We start from the raw sequence: 20,204 nt of genomic DNA on the forward strand, positions 1-20,204 counted from the left end.
TGACCTCCCCTCAAATTACCGTTTCGTTTTCTTGTCTGATCCGTGACCTTTGTAAGTGCGTGTTGGAGCGAATTCACCAAGTTTGTGACCAACCATGTCTTCTGTCACGAATACTGGTACGTGTTTACGACCATCGTGCACACCGAACGTGTGACCCATGAATTCTGGGAAGATCGTCGAGCGACGTGACCAAGTTTTGATGACTTGCTTCTCACCAGATTCGTTGAGTTTGTCAACTTTAGCGAGTAAGTGGTGATCTGCGAATGGACCTTTTTTCAAGCTGCGACCCATGTTAGAACCTCCCTTTGGAATGATTCGGGAACGGCCCTTTCGAACCGCCCGAGAATCATGTAGTAATTATTTCTTACGGCGACGAAGGATGTACATGTCGCTCGATTTGTTTTTCTTACGAGTCTTAAGACCAAGAGCTGGTTTACCCCAAGGAGTAAGTGGGCCCGAACGACCGATTGGCGCACGACCTTCACCACCACCGTGTGGGTGATCAACCGGGTTCATTACAGAACCACGTACTGTTGGGCGTTTGCCTAACCAACGTGAACGTCCTGCTTTACCGATGTTTACGAGTTCGTGTTCTTCGTTACCAACTGAACCGATTGTCGCGCGGCAAGTGCCGAGGAACAAACGTGATTCACCTGATTGAAGACGAACGATGACGTACTTGCCGTCACGTCCTTGGATTTGTGCCGATGCACCAGCCGCACGAACTAGCTGACCGCCTTTACCAGGCTTAAGCTCGATGTTGTGGATTGTTGTACCGACAGGGATGTTTACGAGTGGAAGAGCGTTCCCCACTTTGATATCCGCTTCAGGACCAGACATGATTTCCATGCCTACTTTGATGCCCTTAGGAGCGAGGATGTAACGTTTCTCACCATCTACATAGTTGATGAGTGCGATGTTTGCTGAACGGTTTGGATCGTATTCGATCGTTGCTACGCGTCCTGCAACGCCATCTTTGTTACGTTTGAAATCGATGATACGGTATTTACGCTTGTGACCGCCACCTTGGTGACGAACAGTCAAGCGACCTTGGTTGTTACGTCCGCCTTTTTTCGAAAGCTTTTCAGTTAACGATTTTTCAGGGCGATTCGTTGTGATCTCTGCAAAGTCGAGAGATGTCATGTTACGACGACCGTTAGTGGTCGGCTTAAACTTTTTGATTGCCATCGAGGATTCCCTCCTTTTCTTCTAAGGTAGTTAATTAACCGAGGAAGTCGATTGTGTTGCCTTCAGCAAGGGTTACGATCGCTTTTTTACGACGAGCTGTGTAACCAGAGTGACGACCGACACGTTTCGCTTTCGGTTTGTAGTTCATTGTGTTTACCGAAGCAACTTTCACGTTGAAGATTGTTTCGATAGCGTGTTTCACTTGCGATTTAGTCGCTTTTACGTCGATTTCGAAAACGTATTTGTTAGCTTCCATGAGGCTAACTGAACGCTCAGTGATGATTGGACGTTTGATGATATCGTATGCTTGAGCCATTATGCAAGCACCTCCTCTACCTTCGCAACCGCATCTTTAGTGAAGATGACTTTGTCGTTAGCAACGAGGTCAAGAACGTTTACGCCTGCTGCGTCGATCACAGTCACTCCTGGGATGTTACGAGCTGCGAGAGCGATAGTCTCATTGTAGTCCGCTGTGACTACAAGAGCCTTACGTTCTACTGATAAGCTGTTGAGTACAGCAGCCATATCTTTTGTTTTTGGTGCATCGAAAGCAAGGCCTTCGAGGACGATGAATTCGTTGTTTTGTACTTTCGACGAAAGAGCCGAGAGAAGTGCTAAACGACGAACCTTCTTAGGAAGTTTGTAAGAGTATGAACGTGGTGTTGGACCGAAGACTGTACCACCACCAACCCATTGTGGTGAGCGGATAGAACCTTGGCGCGCACGACCAGTTCCCTTTTGTTTCCATGGTTTACGGCCGCCACCGCGTACTTCCGAGCGACCTTTCGTATCGTGAGTACCTTGACGGCGTGATGCTTGTTGCATGACGATTGCGTCGTAAAGTACTGATTCGTTTGGCTCGATTCCGAAGATGGCTTCTGCCAATTCGATTTCGCCAACTTGTGAACCTGTTTGGTTAAGCAAAGCTACTTTAGGCATTCGTAATTCCTCCTTTCCGTGCAGTTAATTAGTTACCTTTGACCGCTGATTTGATGATGACGTTCGATTTACGAGCGCCTGGGATAGCACCTTTCACGAGGAGAAGGCCACGTTCCACATCAACTTTAACGACTTCAAGGTTTTGAATTGTTTTACGCTCTCCACCCATTTGACCAGGAAGAAGTTTCCCTTTGAATACGCGGTTAGGAGCGACAGGACCCATCGAACCAGGACGACGGTGGTAGCGCGAACCGTGAGCCATTGGTCCACGTGATTGTCCGTGACGCTTGATCGCACCTTGGAATCCTTTACCTTTCGATGTACCTGTAACGTCTACTAATTCACCTGCAGCGAAAATGTCTGCCTTAATCTCTTGACCGATTTCGTATCCTTCTACTGAAGTACGAACTTCTTTGATGAAGCGCTTAGGTGTCGCGTTTGCTTTCGCAGCGTGACCTTTTGCTGGTTTGTTTTGACGTGATTCTTTGATGTCTCCGAAACCAAGTTGAACTGCTTCGTAACCGTCTGTGTCAACTGTTTTAAGTTGAAGAACGACGTTACCTTCTACAGCAACTACTGTTACTGGTACAACTTCGCCTGCTTCGTTGAAGATTTGAGTCATACCAAGTTTTGTTCCTAAGATTCCTTTAGCCATGAGATACACCTCCTGTTAATAATTAATTGTCTCTTCTGGCTAGTATCTACTATATGAAGAATTAAAGTTTGATTTCGATGTCTACACCTGATGGTAACTCGAGACGCATAAGCGAATCGACTGTTTTCGGTGTTGGGTTTACGATGTCGATCAAGCGTTTGTGTGTACGCATTTCGAACTGCTCACGAGCATCTTTGTACTTGTGAACCGCACGAAGGATCGTGTAAACCGATTTTTCAGTTGGAAGCGGGATTGGACCCGATACCTTTGCACCTGAACGCTTCGCAGTGTCAACAATCTTCTCAGCTGATTGATCGAGAACGCGATGGTCATATGCTTTTAAACGAATACGAATTTTTTCATTTGCCATGTTTGTTTCCCTCCTTTGTCGCCTACTTTTAAAATAGACAATTCTCCGCGGAAATTTCCACACCGGCCATGGCAATGCTGCCTGGCGTGTCATAACCTCCCGCTTCAACGCAGCGTGCTTGTGTCAGCAGAGGCATCCGATCATTGCAAATCAACGATTGGACCCATTTTCTGCTGTAAAGTCTCTCACCACTCGCACAAACACTTAATCATTATATCTAATCTGGTCATGGAATGCAAGATTAGATTTTTGAAGTTGCCGGTTGTCTGATGAGTTGCTCAACGTTCCCTAATGTAACAAGATTCGCGAGCTTTTGCAAGCAAAAATTCATTCTTTTATTGAACTATTTTTCAAACGAACTCCCATGTCAACTCGACCTAGCGTTTCATCAACTCACCAAAACGCTCTGTAACCCCTTCTATGACCGATTGCGGAGCTCTTTTTAAACATTCATGGACAATTCCTTCATTAATAGAGTGGTGCTTAAAATAGTGAATCAAGGAATCTAGTTTTTCTTCACGATCAATCACCGTATAAAGAACAATCCACTCCTCGAGGTGCATCCATTGTCCAGCCGGCTCAATGAAAGGATGCGTATAAATCCCGTCCGTGCACTTCATTCGAAAACTGGACATGACGTCCACATCTGTTCCCTCGAATGCATACTCTCCAAAATAAGTCGTCAAGTACGCTTCATGTGGTTCAGATGATTGCTTCTCACCGGCACGACTGAGTACCCGGTCGATTTTTTCAAACTGGTCTGGCTCCACAAAGACATCGATGTCATTCGTCACCTCGACAATGTGATGGTGCTTCAACAGCTCTGAGCCGCCGATCCGATACTCAATCCCATTCAAGCGACAAATCGTCTCTAGTTGCTTCAGCATGACGCCACTCCTTTCTCATATGCCTCATCTTATCATGTCATGATGAAAACATAAAAAAGCAGCCCGCATATTGCGGACTGCTTGAAGTTGTTCAGTTGAATCAATCGATTACTCGATGATTTCTGTTACTGAACCAGCACCTACAGTACGGCCACCCTCACGGATAGAGAAACGTGTACCGTCTTCGATCGCGATTGTAGAAATCAATTCGATCGTCAACTCGATGTTGTCTCCTGGCATTACCATTTCAGTACCTTCTGGAAGGTGAACGATACCTGTTACGTCAGTTGTACGGAAGTAGAACTGCGGGCGGTAGTTCGCGAAGAATGGCGTGTGACGGCCACCCTCTTCTTTAGAAAGAACGTAGATTGATGCTTTGAACTTTGAGTGTGGTGTGATTGAACCTGGCTTAGCAAGTACTTGTCCACGCTCGATGTCGTCACGTGATACACCACGGAGAAGTGCACCGATGTTGTCGCCAGCTTCAGCATAGTCAAGAAGCTTACGGAACATCTCTACACCAGTACATACAGTTTTCTTCGTTTCTTCTGTAAGACCAACGATTTCGATCTCGTCGTTGACGCGGAGAACACCACGCTCAACACGACCAGTCGCTACAGTACCACGACCAGTGATTGAGAATACGTCCTCAACAGGCATCATGAAGTCTTTTTCAGTGTCACGAACTGGTTCTGGGATGTACTCATCAACAGCGTTCATGAGTTCCATAACTTTTTCTTCCCACTGAGCTTCACCGTTAAGTGCGCCAAGTGCAGAACCTTTGATTACAGGGAGGTCGTCGCCTGGGAAGTCGTATTCAGAAAGAAGTTCACGGATTTCCATTTCAACGAGTTCGAGAAGCTCTTCGTCGTCTACCATGTCAACTTTGTTCATGAATACTACGATGTAAGGAACACCTACTTGACGTGAAAGAAGGATGTGCTCACGTGTTTGTGGCATTGGGCCATCTGTTGCAGATACAACGAGGATCGCGCCGTCCATTTGTGCAGCACCAGTGATCATGTTTTTAACATAGTCAGCGTGTCCTGGGCAGTCAACGTGTGCGTAGTGACGCTTGTCAGTTTCGTACTCGATGTGAGCTGTTGCGATTGTGATACCGCGTTCGCGCTCTTCTGGAGCACCATCGATTTGGTCGAACTTAGTAGCTGTTTTACCTTGTGCACGTGAAAGTACAGCAGAGATTGCTGCAGTCAAAGTTGTTTTACCGTGGTCGACGTGGCCGATTGTACCAACGTTAACGTGCGGTTTAGAACGGTCGAATTTTTCTTTACCCATTCTAGATTCCTCCTCTATTAAACGATTAGTTTTTATTTAACTAGGAAGACGTAGGTTACTTTTAACATACGTCCTCCTTAGCTTACAACAATCAATCTAGCGATACAACCGTTATTAGCCGTTCGCTTTTTTGACGATTTCTTCAGCAATTGATTTCGGTACTTCTTCGTAGTGATCGAAGTGCATCGAGTACGTTCCACGTCCTTGTGTACGTGAACGAAGTGATGTTGCGTAACCGAACATTTCTGAAAGTGGAATCATCGCTTTAACGACTTGTGCGTTACCGCGAGCTTCCATACCTTCTACGCGTCCACGGCGTGACGTAACGTCACCCATGATGTCACCCATGTATTCTTCTGGGATAACAACTTCAACACGCATCATTGGCTCAAGGATGACAGCTTTCGCTTGGTCCTTAAGTTGTTTAACCGCCATCGAAGCAGCAACTTTAAACGCCATCTCGTTCGAGTCGACATCGTGGTACGATCCGAATACGAGACGAGCTTTAACGTCTACTACTGGGTAACCAGCGAGGATACCGTTTTCGAGAGCTTCTTCAATCCCGTTTTGAACAGCAGGGACGTATTCACGTGGTACAACACCACCGACGATCTTGTTCTCGAACTCGAATCCAGCGCCTTCTTCGTTCGGCTCGAATTCTACGACAACGTGACCGTACTGACCGCGTCCACCAGACTGACGAACGAATTTCGAATCGATCTTCGCAGCGCCACGGATTGTTTCACGGTAAGCAACTTGTGGTGCACCAACGTTAGCTTCTACTTTGAACTCGCGACGCATACGGTCAACGAGGATATCAAGGTGAAGCTCACCCATACCAGAGATGATCGTTTGACCAGTCTCAGGGTTTGTTTCAGTGCGGAATGTTGGATCTTCTTCTGCGAGTTTCGCAAGAGCTTGACCCATCTTATCTTGGTCTGCTTTCGATTTAGGCTCGATTGCAACCGAGATAACTGGTTCTGGGAACGTCATTGACTCGAGAACGATGTTATCTTTCTCAGAACAAAGCGTGTCACCAGTAGTCGTGTCTTTGAAACCAACAGCAGCGGCGATATCACCAGCGAATACCATTGGAATCTCTTCACGGCTGTTTGCGTGCATTTGAAGGATACGACCGAGACGCTCGCGCTTCCCTTTAGTCGAGTTCTTCACGTATGATCCTGCTTCAGCTGTACCAGAGTACACGCGGAAGAACGTCAATTTACCGACGTAAGGGTCAGTCATAACTTTGAACGCAAGTGCTGAGAATGGAGCTTCGTCAGAAGGCTCACGCGTGATTTCTTCTTCTGTATCGAGGTTGATCCCTTTGATTGACTCTACATCAACTGGTGATGGGAGGTAATCAACAACGGCGTTAAGCATGAGCTGAACACCTTTGTTCTTGAAGGCAGAACCAACGAGTACAGGGTAGAATTCAACGCTAAGTGTCGCTTGACGGATTGCAGCTTTCAATTCATCGATTGAAATCTCTTCACCTTCAAGGTACTTCATCATCAACTCTTCGTTGAAGTCAGCAACACCTTCGATCAATTGACCGCGAAGTTCTTCAGCTTGGTCAGCCATGTCAGCTGGGAAGCCATCCGTTACTTCGATGTCAGTACCGAGGTCGTTGTTGTACATGTAAGTCTTCATTTCAACGAGATCGATGATCCCTTTGAAATCGTCCTCTGCTCCGATTGGGAGTTGGATCGCGTAAGCGTTCGCTTGAAGACGATCGTGGAGCGTCTTCACAGAGTACAAGAAGTCTGCGCCGATTTTATCCATCTTGTTGACGAATACGACACGTGGTACACCATATGTCGTCGCTTGACGCCATACAGTTTCTGTTTGTGGTTCTACACCTGACTGAGCGTCAAGTACAGCAACCGCACCATCAAGTACACGGAGTGAACGTTCAACTTCTACTGTGAAGTCTACGTGTCCAGGTGTATCGATGATGTTTACACGGTGGCCATTCCACTGTGCAGTTGTCGCAGCTGAAGTGATCGTGATTCCACGCTCTTGCTCCTGCTCCATCCAGTCCATTTGTGAAGCACCTTCGTGAGTTTCACCAATTTTATGGATACGACCTGTGTAATAAAGAATACGTTCAGTTGTTGTCGTTTTACCGGCATCGATGTGAGCCATAATCCCGATGTTACGAGTATTCTTTAGGGAGAATTCTCTTGCCATACTGGGTATTCTCCTTCCGCATGTTTGATTTTCGTGTGCGCGCACACGATATGATTATACCCGAAAGCCACTCCGTTAAGCCATGCTTGGCGGAGTGGGCTTTACGATTAAATTACCAACGATAGTGAGCAAATGCTTTGTTTGCTTCTGCCATCTTATGCATGTCTTCGCGTTTCTTAACAGATGCACCAGTGTTGTTGGCTGCATCCATGATTTCGTTCGCGATACGTTGCTCCATCGTTTTTTCGTTGCGGAGACGAGCGTAGTTCACGAGGTAACGAAGACCAAGTGTTGTACGGCGCTCTGGACGAACTTCAACAGGAACTTGGTAGTTAGCTCCACCTACACGGCGTGCTTTAACTTCAAGTACAGGCATGATGTTGTTCATTGCTTCTTCGAACACTTCCATAGGCTCTTTGCCTGAGCGTTCAGCGATGATGCCAAATGCGTTGTAAATGATAGTTTGAGCTGTACCTTTTTTACCGTCTAACATGACACGGTTAATGAGGCGAGTTACCAATTTCGAGTTGTAGATCGGATCTGCGATAACGTCACGACGTTCTGCACGGTTTTTACGCATCCGAGTACCCTCCTTTCAAAATTTCAATTGTAGTTTAGTTTGCGAGAATTACTTCTTCGCAGCTTTCGGACGTTTCGTACCGTATTTAGAACGGCCTTGCATACGTCCATCAACACCTGCAGTGTCAAGCGCACCACGAACGATGTGGTAACGTACCCCTGGTAAGTCTTTTACACGTCCTCCACGGATAAGAACAACGCTGTGCTCTTGAAGGTTGTGGCCAATACCTGGGATGTACGCAGTCACTTCGATTTGGTTAGTCAAACGAACACGAGCATACTTACGAAGCGCCGAGTTCGGTTTCTTCGGAGTCATTGTACCAACACGTGTACAAACACCACGTTTTTGTGGTGAGCTCACGTTTGTTTGTGACTTGATGAAACTGTTGTAACCTTTGTTAAGTGCTGGAGAGTCAGATTTCACGACTTTCGATTTACGTCCTTTACGGACTAACTGGTTAATAGTAGGCATCTTTGAAGATCCTCCCTTCCTGAATGTTGCTATTTTCTAGTCCCACCGACCCGGGTGGTTCATTTAAGGTCATAACGAAACGCTTTTACGAGGCATAGGCATTCCATGACCTCGCAAAAACGTGAGTTATACCTTGAAAGTGGCAATTGTAGCAGCCAAACCTTCCCGGAGAAAGTTCGGATGGACGTCCAAGTAGCTTGCCGACTGCTGGACATCGTTGTCATCGACAACAACCGATTGGCGGCACTAAATCATAGTAGCACCGCCAACCTGCGCTGTCAAGACGTATTTTACTCGACTGTTGTATCTTCGAGCGCAACTGGCGCCTCATCTTCTTTAAGTTCAACATCACGGTAGACGGCCATTCCAGTACCAGCTGGAACGAGCTTACCGATGATGACGTTCTCTTTGAGTCCGAGGAGATAGTCGCGTTTCCCTTTGATTGCTGCATCTGTCAAGACGCGAGTCGTTTCTTGGAACGAAGCCGCTGAGAGGAACGAATCTGTCTCAAGAGAGGCTTTCGTGATCCCGAGAAGGACCGGTTTCGCAGTCGCTGGGTGTTTTCCATCACGAATCGCATCTTTACACGCTTCTTTGAAGACGCTGATGTCGACGAGTGATCCAGGGAGAAGTGGTGTGTCACCTGATTCGATAACTTTGACACGACGAAGCATTTGGCGAACCATGACCTCAACGTGCTTATCACCGATTTCTACCCCTTGCATCCGGTATACTTTTTGAACTTCTTGGAGAAGATAGTTCTGAACACCAGACACACCACGGACGGCGAGCAATTCTTTCGGATCGATCGAACCTTCCGTGAAGACTTCACCGGCTTCTACTGTGTCGCCGATTTGAACGCGGAGACGCGCTCCGAATGGAATCGTGTATGAACGAGTCTCACTGAATCCTTCGACCGTGAGTTCACGCTTGTCACGCGATTCCGTGAAGTCGATGACCGTACCAGAGATTTCCGAGATGACCGCTTGACCTTTCGGGTTACGGGCTTCGAATACCTCTTGGATACGTGGAAGACCTTGTGTGATATCGTCTCCGGCAACCCCACCTGTGTGGAAGGTACGCATTGTAAGCTGCGTTCCTGGCTCACCGATTGATTGTGCGGCAATGATACCGACGGCTTCCCCGACTTCAACGTTAGATCCAGTCGCCAAGTTGCGTCCGTAACACTTCTTACATACGCCGTGTGACGTGTTACATGTAAAGGCTGTACGGATTTCAACTTTTTCAACACCCGCATCTACAATGATGCGCGCGATGTCTTCTGTGATCAATTCGTTCTTATCGATCAACACTTCGCCCGTTTCAGGGTGTGTGACCGTTTCGAACGATGTACGTCCGACGAGACGGTCGTACAAGCTTTCGATTTCTTCCGTACCTTCGCGGAGTGCAGAAACACGGATTCCGCGGTCTGTTCCACAATCTTCTTCACGGATGATGACATCTTGCGCTACGTCAACGAGACGACGCGTCAAGTAACCTGAATCGGCTGTCTTCAAGGCTGTATCGGCAAGACCTTTACGAGCCCCGTGAGTCGAGATGAAGTACTCTTGAACCGTCAGACCTTCACGGAATGACGATTTGATTGGAAGTTCGATGATGCGACCAGATGGAGCGGCCATCAAACCACGCATACCCGCAAGCTGCGTAAAGTTCGATGCGTTACCACGGGCACCTGAGTCAGACATCATGAAGATCGGGTTCAAGCGGTTGAGGGATTTCATCAATCGTGATTGAATTTCATCCTTCGCTTCGTTCCAAGCACGGACAACGCGCTCGTAACGCTCATCTTCAGTGATGAGACCACGACGGAACGACTTCATGATTTGGTCGACTTGTTTTTGTGCTTCGTCAAGAATTTCCTGTTTATCCGGAAGTACGATGATATCGGCAATCCCAACCGTCACACCCGCTTTTGTCGAGTGCTTGAAGCCAAGATCTTTCATCCGGTCAAGCATGCGGCTTGTTTCCGTCGTTTCAAACTTCTGGAACACTTCCGCGATGACTTTTCCAAGGAACCCTTTTTTGAACGGGTCGATGATTGGACGTGATGCGATTTCTTCCGCAACGTTCGCCCCTTTGTCGATGAAGTACTTATCAGGCGTTGCTTCCTGTAAGTTTTCCATCGTCGGCTCGTTCAAGTATGGGAACGTGTTTGGCAAGATTTCGTTGAAGATCATCTTACCAACAGTCGTAATGAGCAATTTCTCGTTCTGTTCGTCTGTGAACGTCGGGTTGTTGAGCGTACGTGCCGGAAGTGCCACACGCGAGTGCAAGTGGACATAACCGTTTTGGTAAGCAATCAACGCTTCGTTGACGTTCGAGAACACTTTCCCTTGACCGACGGCATCTTCACGTTCGAGTGAGATGTAGTAGTTACCGAGGACCATATCCTGCGATGGTGTAACAACTGGTTTTCCGTCTTTCGGGTTCAAGATGTTCTGTGCAGCGAGCATGAGAAGACGTGCTTCCGCTTGTGCTTCAGCAGAGAGCGGAACGTGGACGGCCATTTGGTCACCATCGAAGTCGGCGTTGTATGCCGTACATACGAGTGGGTGAAGGCGAATCGCACGACCTTCAACAAGAATCGGTTCGAATGCTTGAATACCAAGGCGGTGAAGCGTCGGGGCACGGTTCAAGAGGACCGGATGCTCACGAATGACTTCTTCAAGGACGCCCCAGATTTCAGGTTGCATCTTCTCGATTTTGCGTTTGGCGTTCTTGATGTTTGAAGCGATGCCGCGACCGACAAGCTCTTTCATCACGAACGGTTTGAAGAGTTCAAGTGCCATCTCTTTTGGAAGACCACACTGGTACATCTTCAAGTTCGGACCTACGACGATAACCGAACGTCCTGAATAGTCGACCCGTTTACCAAGAAGGTTTTGACGGAAACGACCTTGCTTCCCTTTCAACATATGTGAAAGTGATTTAAGCGGACGGTTACCAGGACCTGTTACCGGACGACCACGACGACCGTTGTCGATGAGGGCGTCAACCGCTTCTTGAAGCATACGCTTCTCGTTTTGCACGATGATGTTCGGCGCGCCGAGGTCGAGCAAACGTTTGAGACGGTTGTTACGGTTGATGACTCGACGATACAAATCGTTCAAGTCAGATGTCGCAAAGCGTCCACCATCGAGCTGTACCATCGGACGAAGCTCTGGTGGGATGACAGGAAGTACTTCAAGGATCATCCAGTCCGGATTGTTTCCTGAAGTGAAGAACGCATCGAGAACTTCCAAGCGCTTGATCGCACGTGTACGACGTTGACCTTGGACTGTTTTCAACTCTTCACGAAGCTCGCCTACTTCTTTTTCAAGATTCACGTCTTGAAGAAGTGTACGGATGGCTTCAGCACCCATGTCTGCTTTGAAGTCGCTACCGTATTTTTCACGGTAGAGACGGAATTCTTTTTCCGAGAGAAGTTGTTTCTTCTCAAGCGGTGTGTCACCTGGCTCTGTAACCACGTAAGATGCGAAGTAAATGACTTCTTCAAGTGCACGTGGTGACATGTCGAGAACAAGCCCCATGCGGCTTGGAATCCCTTTGAAGTACCAGATGTGCGAAACTGGTGCCGCGAGCTCGATATGGCCCATTCGTTCGCGACGCACTTTCGCTTTCGTCACTTCAACGCCACAGCGGTCACAAATAACTCCTTTATAACGGATTCGTTTGTATTTCCCACAGTAACATTCCCAGTCTTTCGTAGGACCGAAGATTCGTTCACAGAATAATCCGTCCTTCTCTGGTTTAAGTGTACGATAGTTGATCGTTTCCGGCTTTTTGACTTCACCGTAAGACCACGAACGGATCTTCTCTGATGAAGCCAAGCCGATTTTCATATATTCAAATCGATTAACATCTACCAAGGGGCCGACCTCCCTTTTCGCCTTATTCCTCTTCCGTAACAGTCGGTTGAACGACTTGTTCTAACGCCGATGTTGCGTTCGGGATGTTGTCGTCATCTTCATCTTTCATTTCGACTTCTTCATCATCCGCTGACATCATCTTGACTTCCATACCGAGCGCTTGAAGCTCTTTGATCAAGACGCGGAATGATTCAGGAACGCCCGCTTTCGGAACGCTCTCGCCTTTCACGATGGCCTCATATGCTTTCACACGACCGACCGTGTCATCCGACTTGATTGTCAAGATTTCTTGGAGCGTGTAGGCTGCACCGTACGCTTCAAGAGCCCAAACTTCCATCTCCCCGAAGCGCTGACCACCGAACTGTGCTTTACCACCGAGCGGTTGTTGCGTGACGAGTGAGTATGGTCCTGTCGAACGAGCGTGAAGTTTGTCATCAACCATGTGCGCGAGTTTGATCATATACATGACACCGACAGAGACGCGGTTATCGAACGGTTCACCCGTACGACCATCGTAGAGACGCGTTTTCGCATCTTTATCCATGCCAGCCTCTTCAATCGTTGCCCATACGTCTTCCTCACGCGCTCCATCGAATACAGGTGTCGCCACTTTGATGCCGAGCTTCTTCGCCGCCATACCAAGGTGGAGTTCAAGTACCTGACCGATGTTCATACGAGATGGTACCCCAAGCGGGTTGAGCATGATGTCAACCGGTGTACCGTCTGGCATGTATGGCATATCTTCTTCAGGGAGGATCCGCGAGATAACACCTTTGTTACCGTGACGTCCCGCCATCTTATCCCCTTCGTGAATCTTACGTTTTTGAACGATATAGACACGTACCATTTGGTTGACGCCTGGAGACAATTCGTCACCGTTCTCACGGTCGAACACTTTGACATCCAAGATAATTCCATCTCCACCGTTTGGTACACGAAGTGACGTATCACGTACTTCACGTGCCTTCTCACCGAAGATTGCGTGCAAGAGACGCTCTTCCGCCGTCAATTCCGTAACTCCCTTAGGCGTTACTTTACCGACGAGGATATCGCCATCCTTGACTTCAGCTCCGATGCGGATAATTCCACGATCGTCCAAGTTACGAAGCGCGTCATCTCCGACGTTTGGAATATCACGTGTGATTTCCTCTGGTCCGAGTTTCGTGTCACGTGACTCCGACTCGTACTCTTCGATATGAATCGATGTGTACACGTCATCTTTCACGAGACGCTCACTCATGATGATCGCATCCTCATAGTTGTAACCATCCCAAGTCATGAAGGCAACGACGACGTTACGGCCGAGCGCGAGCTCACCCATATCCATCGACGGACCGTCTGCAAGGATTTCTCCTTTTTCAACACGGTCACCAGCTGCGATGATTGGTTTTTGGTTATAACATGTCCCTTGGTTCGAACGGACATATTTTTGAAGTTTGTAACGGTCCAAGTCACCCGAAACCTCAGAACCGTTCACGTCAGACGTGCGACGGATCAAGATTTCACGCGCTGTGACGCGTTCGACGACACCTGGGTATTTCGCAACGATGGCTGCCCCAGAGTCTTTCGCAGATACATACTCCATTCCAGTACCGACAATCGGTGAATCTGGTTGAAGAAGTGGTACTGCTTGACGTTGCATGTTCGCTCCCATGAGGGCACGGTTCGAGTCATCGTTCTCAAGGAACGGGATACATGCAGTCGCGGCAGAAACAACCTGTTTCGGCGAAACGTCCATGTAATCGACTCGGCTTGGCTCAACTGACAAGTTTTGTCCGCGGAAACGACAAAGAACTTGTTCGTTCGCAAAGTGGCCTTCTTCTGTGAGCGGCATGTTCGCCTGTGCGACGACATAGAGGTCTTCCTCATCAGCCGTCATATATTGGATATCGCCAGTAACGAGACCTGTTTCTGGGTCAACACGACGATATGGTGCTTCGATGAAACCGTACTCGTTCACTTTCGCATAAGACGAGAGTGAGTTGATGAGTCCGATGTTCGGTCCCTCTGGTGTTTCGATTGGACACATCCGACCGTAGTGCGAATAGTGAACGTCTCGAACCTCGAAACCAGCACGTTCACGTGTCAAACCACCCGGTCCAAGTGCAGAGAGACGACGCTTGTGCGTAAGCTCTGCGAGCGGGTTCGTTTGGTCCATGAACTGTGACAATTGCGAGCTACCGAAGAACTCTTTAAGTGATGCGATAACCGGGCGGATGTTGATGAGCGCCTGTGGTGTGATCGCATTTTGATCTTGAATCGACATACGTTCTTTTACGACACGTTCCATACGGGAAAGCCCGATCCGGAATTGGTTTTGGAGAAGTTCTCCGACTGAACGAAGACGACGGTTTCCTAAGTGGTCGATGTCATCTGTTGTTCCGACTTCGTGAAGTAAGTTGAAGAAGTAGTTGATTGAAGCGATAATATCGGCTGGCGTAATATGTTTTACGCTACGGTCGATATTGCCATTTCCGATGATGTTCAAGATACGCTCTCCATCTGGGTCATCCGGTGAGACGACTTTGATTGATTGAAGACCGAACGGTTCACCTTCAGCGACACCACCAGTTGGTTCCGCGTCGACATAACCGAGTCCGTTCTCCAAATGCGGGAGAATACGATCGAGGTTGCGACGATCGAGGACGGTTCCAGCTTCAGCGAGTACTTCGCCTGTTTCTGGGTCCACGAGCGTTTCCGCTAATTTTTGACCGAACAAACGGTTCTTAAGATGAAGTTTTTTGTTCATCTTATAGCGACCGACGTTTGCTAAGTCATAACGTTTCGGGTCGAAGAAACGTGACACGAGAAGTGATTTCGCGTTTTCTACTGTTGGTGGTTCACCAGGACGTAGACGCTCGTAAATCTCAATCAACGCTTTTTCTGTAGACTCTGTATTATCTTTTTCAAGGGTGTTACGAAGGTATTCGTCATCTCCGAGAAGGTCGATAATTTCTTGGTCCGTACCGAATCCGAGGGCACGCAACAACACCGTTACCGGAATTTTACGGGTACGGTCGATACGAACATAAACGATATCTTTGGCATCTGTCTCGAGTTCGAGCCAAGCACCACGGTTCGGGATGACGGTTGCGCCAAATCCACGTTTACCGTTTTTATCGAGTTTAGCGTTATAGTACACGCTCGGTGAACGAACAAGTTGGGAAACGATGACGCGTTCTGCACCATTAATGATAAATGTTCCCGATTCTGTCATGAGCGGGAAATCCCCCATGAATACTTCTTGTTCTTTGAGCTCACCTGTCTCTTTGTTTTGGAGACGCACTTTTACGCGAAGTGGCGCAGAATAAGTAACGTCGCGCTCCTTCGATTCATCGATTGAATACTTCGGCTCGCTGAGCGAGTAATCGATGAACTCCAATACGAGGTTTCCTGTGAAATCGGAAATCGGTGAAATGTCCGTAAACATCTCTTTCAATCCTTCACGCAAGAACCACTCGTAAGAAGCAGTTTGAATTTCAATCAAATTCGGAAGCTCTAGAACCTCACTGATACGGGCATAGCTTCTTCTCTGACGGTGACGACCGTACTGAACAAGTTGACCAGTCAACTGATTCACCTCTCAGACCCCCAATTCTTTAGCGAATTTTTCGGGCGTAATAATCGAACATTGTCATTGAATGTCGCTCGTTTTCCGTCTCTAAAAAGCGGCAGACACGGCAGTTTCAAGCGAATTCCATTCCAATGGCATTTTATAATGTTAGCATATACGTTATAGCGAGTCAACAAGACTTCACCGTTTGTCAAGACCGAATTGCTCGGAAAATAAAGTAACCTTTCTCCTTCGCCATCGTTTCGACTTGACCAAACACCTCTTCTAATAGCTTTTTAGCAGAAGGTGCTCCTTGTTTCTTTTGAATGACGACATAAATTGCTCCTCCATCGACGAGGTGCGTATGTGCTTCACGCAAGATCGTATGGACGACTTGTTTCCCCGCACGAATCGGCGGATTGGTGACAATGGCGGCAAACCGTTCTCCCCCCACCGCGTCATACGCGTGAGAAAGCCGTGTTTCGACCGTCACTCCATTACGGGCGGCGTTTTGCTCAGAGAGCGCCAGCGCACGCTCATTCACATCGATGAGCAAGGCCTCACGCCCAGAGGCATCGGCAAGCGAGATCCCCATCGGACCATAGCCGCAGCCTACATCTAAAATACGTCCCGACACATCAGGCATCTCAAACGTTTCAATTAAAAGACGTGACCCAAAATCGACCGATCCTTTCGAGAACACACCGCGGTCCGAAGTGAAATGATACTGTTTCCCTCGCAACTCGTACGTCCATGTCTCTGGGGCACTTTCCGAACGTGGATCGTTCGTATAGTAATGATCTCCCATGCGTTGAACCTCCTAACCCATTCTTCAAGGAAATAAAAGAAGCTCGCCATGGCGAGCTTCTATAGGTTGTGAAGTTGAATTACTTAACTTCAACAGATGCGCCAGCTTCTTCAAGCTTAGCTTTGATTGCGTCAGCGTCTTCTTTAGAAACGCCTTCTTTGACTGGAGCTGGAGTTCCGTCAACGAGTGCTTTTGCTTCTTTAAGGCCGAGACCTGTGATTTCACGAACAGCTTTGATGACGTTGATTTTACCAGCGCCAGCGTTTGTGAGGATTACGTCGAATTCAGTTTTCTCTTCAGCTGCTGCGCCTGCGCCAGCACCTGCAACTGCTACTGGAGCTGCTGCTGATACGCCGAATTCTTCTTCGATTGTTTTTACGAGTTCGTTAAGTTCGAGAACCGTCATTGATTTGAGGTCTTCGATGAATTGCTCTTTGTTGAAAGCCATTATGGTTTTCCTCCTTTGATGTTGTAAAAAAGTTTTTTGAGTTACGCTACGCGACAAAAATTAAGCTGATTGCTCTTCTTTTTGTTCTGCGATTGCATTTGTTGCGACTGCGAGCCCACGGATTGGAGCTTGAAGTACGCTGAGAAGCATCGAGAGAAGACCATCGCGTGATGGAAGTTCTGCAAGGGCTTTGATTTCTTCGAGTGAAGAAACTTTACCTTCGATGATTCCGCCTTTGAGTTCGAGCGCTTTGTGCTCTTTCGAGAAGTCGTTCAAGATCTTCGCTGGAGCGATCACGTCTTCGTTTGAGAAGGCGATTGCTGTAGGACCAGTGAAGACTTCGTCAAGACCTTCGAAGTTCGACTGAGTAGCTGCGCGGCGAAGAAGACCGTTCTTGTAAACTTTGAACTCGATTCCAGCGTCACGGAGTGATTTACGGAGTGTAGTCACTTCTTCAACTGTAAGTCCGCGGTAGTCAACAACGACTGTTCCAACGCTCGCTTGCATTTTCTCAGCGATTTCATCGACGAGTGCCGATTTCTGAGCTACGATTTTTTCGTTTGCCATGTGTTTGCACCTCCTAGTCAATTCTTATACCGGACGAGAGGCTGCTCTCCAAAAGAAATCCCTCGTATGAAGACATACGAGGGCGTAATTGTTTGAAAGTAAACCTGTGACAACAGGCTCAAGTTCGAGCAAAGACACCTCGGAAGGGTTTACGGACCGATGTCCACCTTCTGTCTACGGTAATCCAACATATTCGGTTGAACGTGTATTACTTTATCAGCGGTGTCACACGTTGTCAACAATTTATTTCAACAAGATTACTTAAGGAAATCTGCAGTCGCTACACGGATCCCAGGACCCATTGTAGATGAAAGCGAGATGTTTTTAAGGTAAGTTCCTTTTGCAGTAGCAGGCTTCACTTTCATGAGTGTTTCGAGAATTGTCTCGATGTTCTCAGAGAGTTTAGATGCTTCAAATGATTTCTTACCAACTGGAACGTGGATGTTACCAGCTTTATCAACACGGTATTCAACTTTACCAGCTTTGATATCCGCGATTGCTTTTTCTACGTCGAAAGTAACTGTTCCTGTTTTCGGGTTAGGCATGAGGCCTTTAGGTCCGAGAACACGACCAAGTTTACCAACTTCACCCATCATGTCAGGTGTCGCAACGATTACATCGAAGTCGAACCATCCTTGTTGGATTTTGTTGATGTACTCAGCGTCGCCAACGTAGTCTGCTCCAGCAGCTTCCGCTTCTTTCACTTTCTCACCTTTAGCGAAGACGAGAACTTTTTGTGTTTTACCAGTACCGTGTGGAAGTACAACGGCACCACGGATTTGTTGGTCTGCTTTCTTCGGATCTACGCCGAGACGGACAGCAACTTCGATTGTTTCATCGAATTTAGCAGTAGCTGTTTTTTGAACGAGCTCGACAGCTTCAGCGAGGTCGTATGACATCGTGCGGTCAACAAGCTTAGCTGCTTCTTGGTGTTTTTTACCCATGATCTTTTCCTCCTTGTGGTTAGCGGAATTTCCTCCCACATAATGAAGGGATTGAAGGTGAGCAGTATTCACCGACAACCCCAGAGACTAACAATTAGTCTTCGATTACAATACCCATACTGCGTGCAGTACCTTCAACCATAAGCATCGCTGTTTCTACAGATGATGCGTTAAGGTCAGGCATTTTAAGTTCAGCGATTTCGCGAACTTTGTCACGCTTAACCGTTGCTACTTTCTTACGGTTTGGTTCACCAGAACCACTCTCGATACCAGCAGCTTTCTTCAAGAGAACTGCAGCTGGTGGAGTTTTCGTAATGAATGTAAACGAACGATCTTCGTATACCGTGATGACTACAGGAATAATCAATCCGGCTTGGTCTTGTGTACGAGCGTTGAACTCTTTACAGAATCCCATGATGTTAACACCTGCTTGACCAAGTGCTGGACCTACTGGTGGAGCTGGGTTTGCTTTACCAGCTGGGATTTGAAGTTTAACGAGTTTAGAAACTTTTTTCGCCACGAGACACACCTCCTTAAGTCTAAAATGTGGTTTCTTGGACGTTGTGCGCCCTCCCACTCAATCTATTAGGTCGAGTTTGTACCGAAATAAAGCACAACATCAAACATTTTCGATTTTACCATCCGTTTTACGGATTAGCAAGTGGGTTTAGTTAATTTTCTGAACTTGTTCGAAATCAAGCTCAATTTTTGTTTCACGACCGAACATGTCGACCACGACTTTGAGCTTCTCTTTGTCGGCTTCAATCTCGTCGATTGTTCCTTCAAAGTTCTCAAATGCGCCTTCTTTCACGCGGACAAGGTCACCAAGTTCATAGTTGTAACGATCTTTCTTCTCGATGAGCCCCATTTGTGACAAGACGTTTGTCACTTCGTCCGGTTGGAGTGGGATCGGTTTTGCCCCACCACCTGTTGAACCGAGGAAGCCGGTGACGTTTGGTGTGTTGCGGACAACATACCATGAATCGTCAGTCATGACCATCTCTACGAACACATAGCCCGGGAAACTTTTGACTTCACGTTCTTTGATTTTCTTCTCGCCACTCTTTAGTGTGACTTCTTCTTGCGTCGTTTCAGTCGGGACGAGGACGCGGAAAATTTTATCTTCCATGTTCATCGAACCGATTCGACGTTCTAGGTTTTCTTTGACGTTATTCTCAAAACCTGAGTACGTCTGGACAACAAACCATTGTTTCTCCACGGCTTTCACCTCTTCCTTAGTTAATCAATAAATTGACGAGATAGCTGACTCCACTATCTACGCCGAACACGAACAGGCCAATCACGACAACAGTCGCGATGACAGTAATGGTATATTTCGTGAGTTCTTTACGAGTTGGCCAACTCGTTTTCTTTAACTCTTTCCATACGTCGCGCAAAAAGTTCATGGTAGCTTC

At 47.5% G+C, this 20,204-nt stretch carries 20 protein-coding genes and 1 other annotated feature; all 20 genes read right to left on the reverse strand.

The window, feature by feature from the left end:
- Window positions 1-15: 15 nt before the first annotated feature.
- Window positions 16-291: a 30S ribosomal protein S19 gene (rpsS, locus tag KNO94_RS14400; protein WP_012727673.1), complete on the reverse strand. Its 276-nt coding sequence runs from the start codon at window positions 289-291 to the stop codon at window positions 16-18.
- Between the two features lie 66 nt (window positions 292-357).
- Window positions 358-1,188: a 50S ribosomal protein L2 gene (rplB, locus tag KNO94_RS14405; RefSeq protein ID WP_012727674.1), complete on the reverse strand. Its 831-nt coding sequence runs from the start codon at window positions 1,186-1,188 to the stop codon at window positions 358-360.
- Between the two features lie 34 nt (window positions 1,189-1,222).
- Window positions 1,223-1,504, reverse strand: coding sequence for a 50S ribosomal protein L23 (gene rplW / locus KNO94_RS14410; protein ID WP_012727675.1), 282 nt, complete (start codon window positions 1,502-1,504; stop codon window positions 1,223-1,225).
- Entirely contained in the window at window positions 1,504-2,127 is a 624-nt protein-coding gene (gene rplD, locus KNO94_RS14415) for a 50S ribosomal protein L4 (protein ID WP_026824833.1), read from the reverse strand. Before rplD ends, rplW begins: the two co-directional genes overlap by 1 nt.
- Window positions 2,128-2,155: 28 nt before the next feature.
- Complete coding sequence (rplC, locus tag KNO94_RS14420; protein ID WP_214780851.1) at window positions 2,156-2,782, reverse strand: 50S ribosomal protein L3; 627 nt, start codon at window positions 2,780-2,782, stop codon at window positions 2,156-2,158.
- Window positions 2,783-2,843: 61 nt separating this feature from the next.
- Window positions 2,844-3,152: a 30S ribosomal protein S10 gene (rpsJ, locus tag KNO94_RS14425; protein ID WP_074032438.1), complete on the reverse strand. Its 309-nt coding sequence runs from the start codon at window positions 3,150-3,152 to the stop codon at window positions 2,844-2,846.
- Between the two features lie 377 nt (window positions 3,153-3,529).
- Window positions 3,530-4,039 carry a hypothetical protein gene (locus KNO94_RS14430; protein WP_214780853.1) on the reverse strand — a complete coding sequence of 170 codons (510 nt, stop codon included), beginning with the start codon at window positions 4,037-4,039 and terminating at the stop codon, window positions 3,530-3,532.
- 108 nt (window positions 4,040-4,147) lie between these two features.
- The gene (gene tuf, locus KNO94_RS14435) at window positions 4,148-5,335 is read right to left on the reverse strand and encodes an elongation factor Tu (protein ID WP_078147868.1); all 1,188 of its coding nucleotides are present in this window, start codon (window positions 5,333-5,335) and stop codon (window positions 4,148-4,150) included.
- 114 nt (window positions 5,336-5,449) lie between these two features.
- A complete protein-coding gene (fusA, locus tag KNO94_RS14440; protein WP_012727681.1) occupies window positions 5,450-7,528 on the reverse strand; it encodes an elongation factor G in 2,079 nt (692 codons plus the stop codon).
- A gap of 112 nt (window positions 7,529-7,640) precedes the next feature.
- Window positions 7,641-8,108: a 30S ribosomal protein S7 gene (gene rpsG / locus KNO94_RS14445; RefSeq protein ID WP_012727682.1), complete on the reverse strand. Its 468-nt coding sequence runs from the start codon at window positions 8,106-8,108 to the stop codon at window positions 7,641-7,643.
- A gap of 48 nt (window positions 8,109-8,156) precedes the next feature.
- Complete coding sequence (gene rpsL / locus KNO94_RS14450) at window positions 8,157-8,579, reverse strand: 30S ribosomal protein S12 (protein WP_012727683.1); 423 nt, start codon at window positions 8,577-8,579, stop codon at window positions 8,157-8,159.
- A gap of 290 nt (window positions 8,580-8,869) precedes the next feature.
- Complete coding sequence (gene rpoC / locus KNO94_RS14455) at window positions 8,870-12,469, reverse strand: DNA-directed RNA polymerase subunit beta' (RefSeq protein ID WP_012727684.1); 3,600 nt, start codon at window positions 12,467-12,469, stop codon at window positions 8,870-8,872.
- A 22-nt stretch (window positions 12,470-12,491) separates the two neighbouring features.
- Window positions 12,492-16,040, reverse strand: coding sequence for a DNA-directed RNA polymerase subunit beta (gene rpoB, locus KNO94_RS14460; RefSeq protein WP_214743088.1), 3,549 nt, complete (start codon window positions 16,038-16,040; stop codon window positions 12,492-12,494).
- Window positions 16,041-16,233: 193 nt separating this feature from the next.
- Entirely contained in the window at window positions 16,234-16,830 is a 597-nt protein-coding gene (locus KNO94_RS14465) for a class I SAM-dependent methyltransferase (RefSeq protein WP_214743077.1), read from the reverse strand.
- 79 nt (window positions 16,831-16,909) lie between these two features.
- Window positions 16,910-17,278 (reverse strand): 50S ribosomal protein L7/L12, encoded by a 369-nt coding sequence (rplL, locus tag KNO94_RS14470; RefSeq protein WP_012727687.1) that lies wholly within the window; start codon window positions 17,276-17,278, stop codon window positions 16,910-16,912.
- Between the two features lie 60 nt (window positions 17,279-17,338).
- Window positions 17,339-17,845, reverse strand: a complete 507-nt coding sequence (rplJ, locus tag KNO94_RS14475; RefSeq protein ID WP_214743076.1) for a 50S ribosomal protein L10 — start codon at window positions 17,843-17,845, stop codon at window positions 17,339-17,341.
- Window positions 17,846-17,889: 44 nt separating this feature from the next.
- Window positions 17,890-18,043, reverse strand: a sequence feature (ribosomal protein L10 leader region).
- Window positions 18,044-18,102: 59 nt separating this feature from the next.
- Window positions 18,103-18,789 (reverse strand): 50S ribosomal protein L1, encoded by a 687-nt coding sequence (gene rplA, locus KNO94_RS14480; RefSeq protein WP_214743075.1) that lies wholly within the window; start codon window positions 18,787-18,789, stop codon window positions 18,103-18,105.
- Window positions 18,790-18,883: 94 nt separating this feature from the next.
- Complete coding sequence (gene rplK / locus KNO94_RS14485; protein ID WP_012727690.1) at window positions 18,884-19,309, reverse strand: 50S ribosomal protein L11; 426 nt, start codon at window positions 19,307-19,309, stop codon at window positions 18,884-18,886.
- Window positions 19,310-19,456: 147 nt separating this feature from the next.
- Complete coding sequence (gene nusG / locus KNO94_RS14490) at window positions 19,457-20,008, reverse strand: transcription termination/antitermination protein NusG (RefSeq protein WP_012727691.1); 552 nt, start codon at window positions 20,006-20,008, stop codon at window positions 19,457-19,459.
- A 16-nt stretch (window positions 20,009-20,024) separates the two neighbouring features.
- The gene (gene secE / locus KNO94_RS14495; protein ID WP_214743074.1) at window positions 20,025-20,195 is read right to left on the reverse strand and encodes a preprotein translocase subunit SecE; all 171 of its coding nucleotides are present in this window, start codon (window positions 20,193-20,195) and stop codon (window positions 20,025-20,027) included.
- Window positions 20,196-20,204: the final 9 nt, after the last annotated feature.

The organism is Exiguobacterium sp. s22 (genome assembly GCF_018617455.1).
Lineage (GTDB): Bacteria > Bacillota > Bacilli > Exiguobacteriales > Exiguobacteriaceae > Exiguobacterium.

What these genes read in the sequence shown, in the direction of transcription:
- rpsG (WP_012727682.1), bottom strand. Translation starts at nt 8,108, where the DNA reads ATGCGTAAAAACCGTGCAGAACGTCGTGACGTTATCGCAGATCCGATC.
- rplD (WP_026824833.1), bottom strand. Translation starts at nt 2,127, where the DNA reads ATGCCTAAAGTAGCTTTGCTTAACCAAACAGGTTCACAAGTTGGCGAA.
- secE (WP_214743074.1), bottom strand. Translation starts at nt 20,195, where the DNA reads ATGAACTTTTTGCGCGACGTATGGAAAGAGTTAAAGAAAACGAGTTGG.
- rplJ (WP_214743076.1), bottom strand. Translation starts at nt 17,845, where the DNA reads ATGGCAAACGAAAAAATCGTAGCTCAGAAATCGGCACTCGTCGATGAA.
- KNO94_RS14465 (WP_214743077.1), bottom strand. Translation starts at nt 16,830, where the DNA reads ATGGGAGATCATTACTATACGAACGATCCACGTTCGGAAAGTGCCCCA.
- fusA (WP_012727681.1), bottom strand. Translation starts at nt 7,528, where the DNA reads ATGGCAAGAGAATTCTCCCTAAAGAATACTCGTAACATCGGGATTATG.
- rplC (WP_214780851.1), bottom strand. Translation starts at nt 2,782, where the DNA reads ATGGCTAAAGGAATCTTAGGAACAAAACTTGGTATGACTCAAATCTTC.
- rpsJ (WP_074032438.1), bottom strand. Translation starts at nt 3,152, where the DNA reads ATGGCAAATGAAAAAATTCGTATTCGTTTAAAAGCATATGACCATCGC.
- rplB (WP_012727674.1), bottom strand. Translation starts at nt 1,188, where the DNA reads ATGGCAATCAAAAAGTTTAAGCCGACCACTAACGGTCGTCGTAACATG.
- rplA (WP_214743075.1), bottom strand. Translation starts at nt 18,789, where the DNA reads ATGGGTAAAAAACACCAAGAAGCAGCTAAGCTTGTTGACCGCACGATG.
- tuf (WP_078147868.1), bottom strand. Translation starts at nt 5,335, where the DNA reads ATGGGTAAAGAAAAATTCGACCGTTCTAAACCGCACGTTAACGTTGGT.
- rpsL (WP_012727683.1), bottom strand. Translation starts at nt 8,579, where the DNA reads ATGCCTACTATTAACCAGTTAGTCCGTAAAGGACGTAAATCGAAAGTC.
- rplW (WP_012727675.1), bottom strand. Translation starts at nt 1,504, where the DNA reads ATGGCTCAAGCATACGATATCATCAAACGTCCAATCATCACTGAGCGT.
- KNO94_RS14430 (WP_214780853.1), bottom strand. Translation starts at nt 4,039, where the DNA reads ATGCTGAAGCAACTAGAGACGATTTGTCGCTTGAATGGGATTGAGTAT.
- rplL (WP_012727687.1), bottom strand. Translation starts at nt 17,278, where the DNA reads ATGGCTTTCAACAAAGAGCAATTCATCGAAGACCTCAAATCAATGACG.
- rpsS (WP_012727673.1), bottom strand. Translation starts at nt 291, where the DNA reads ATGGGTCGCAGCTTGAAAAAAGGTCCATTCGCAGATCACCACTTACTC.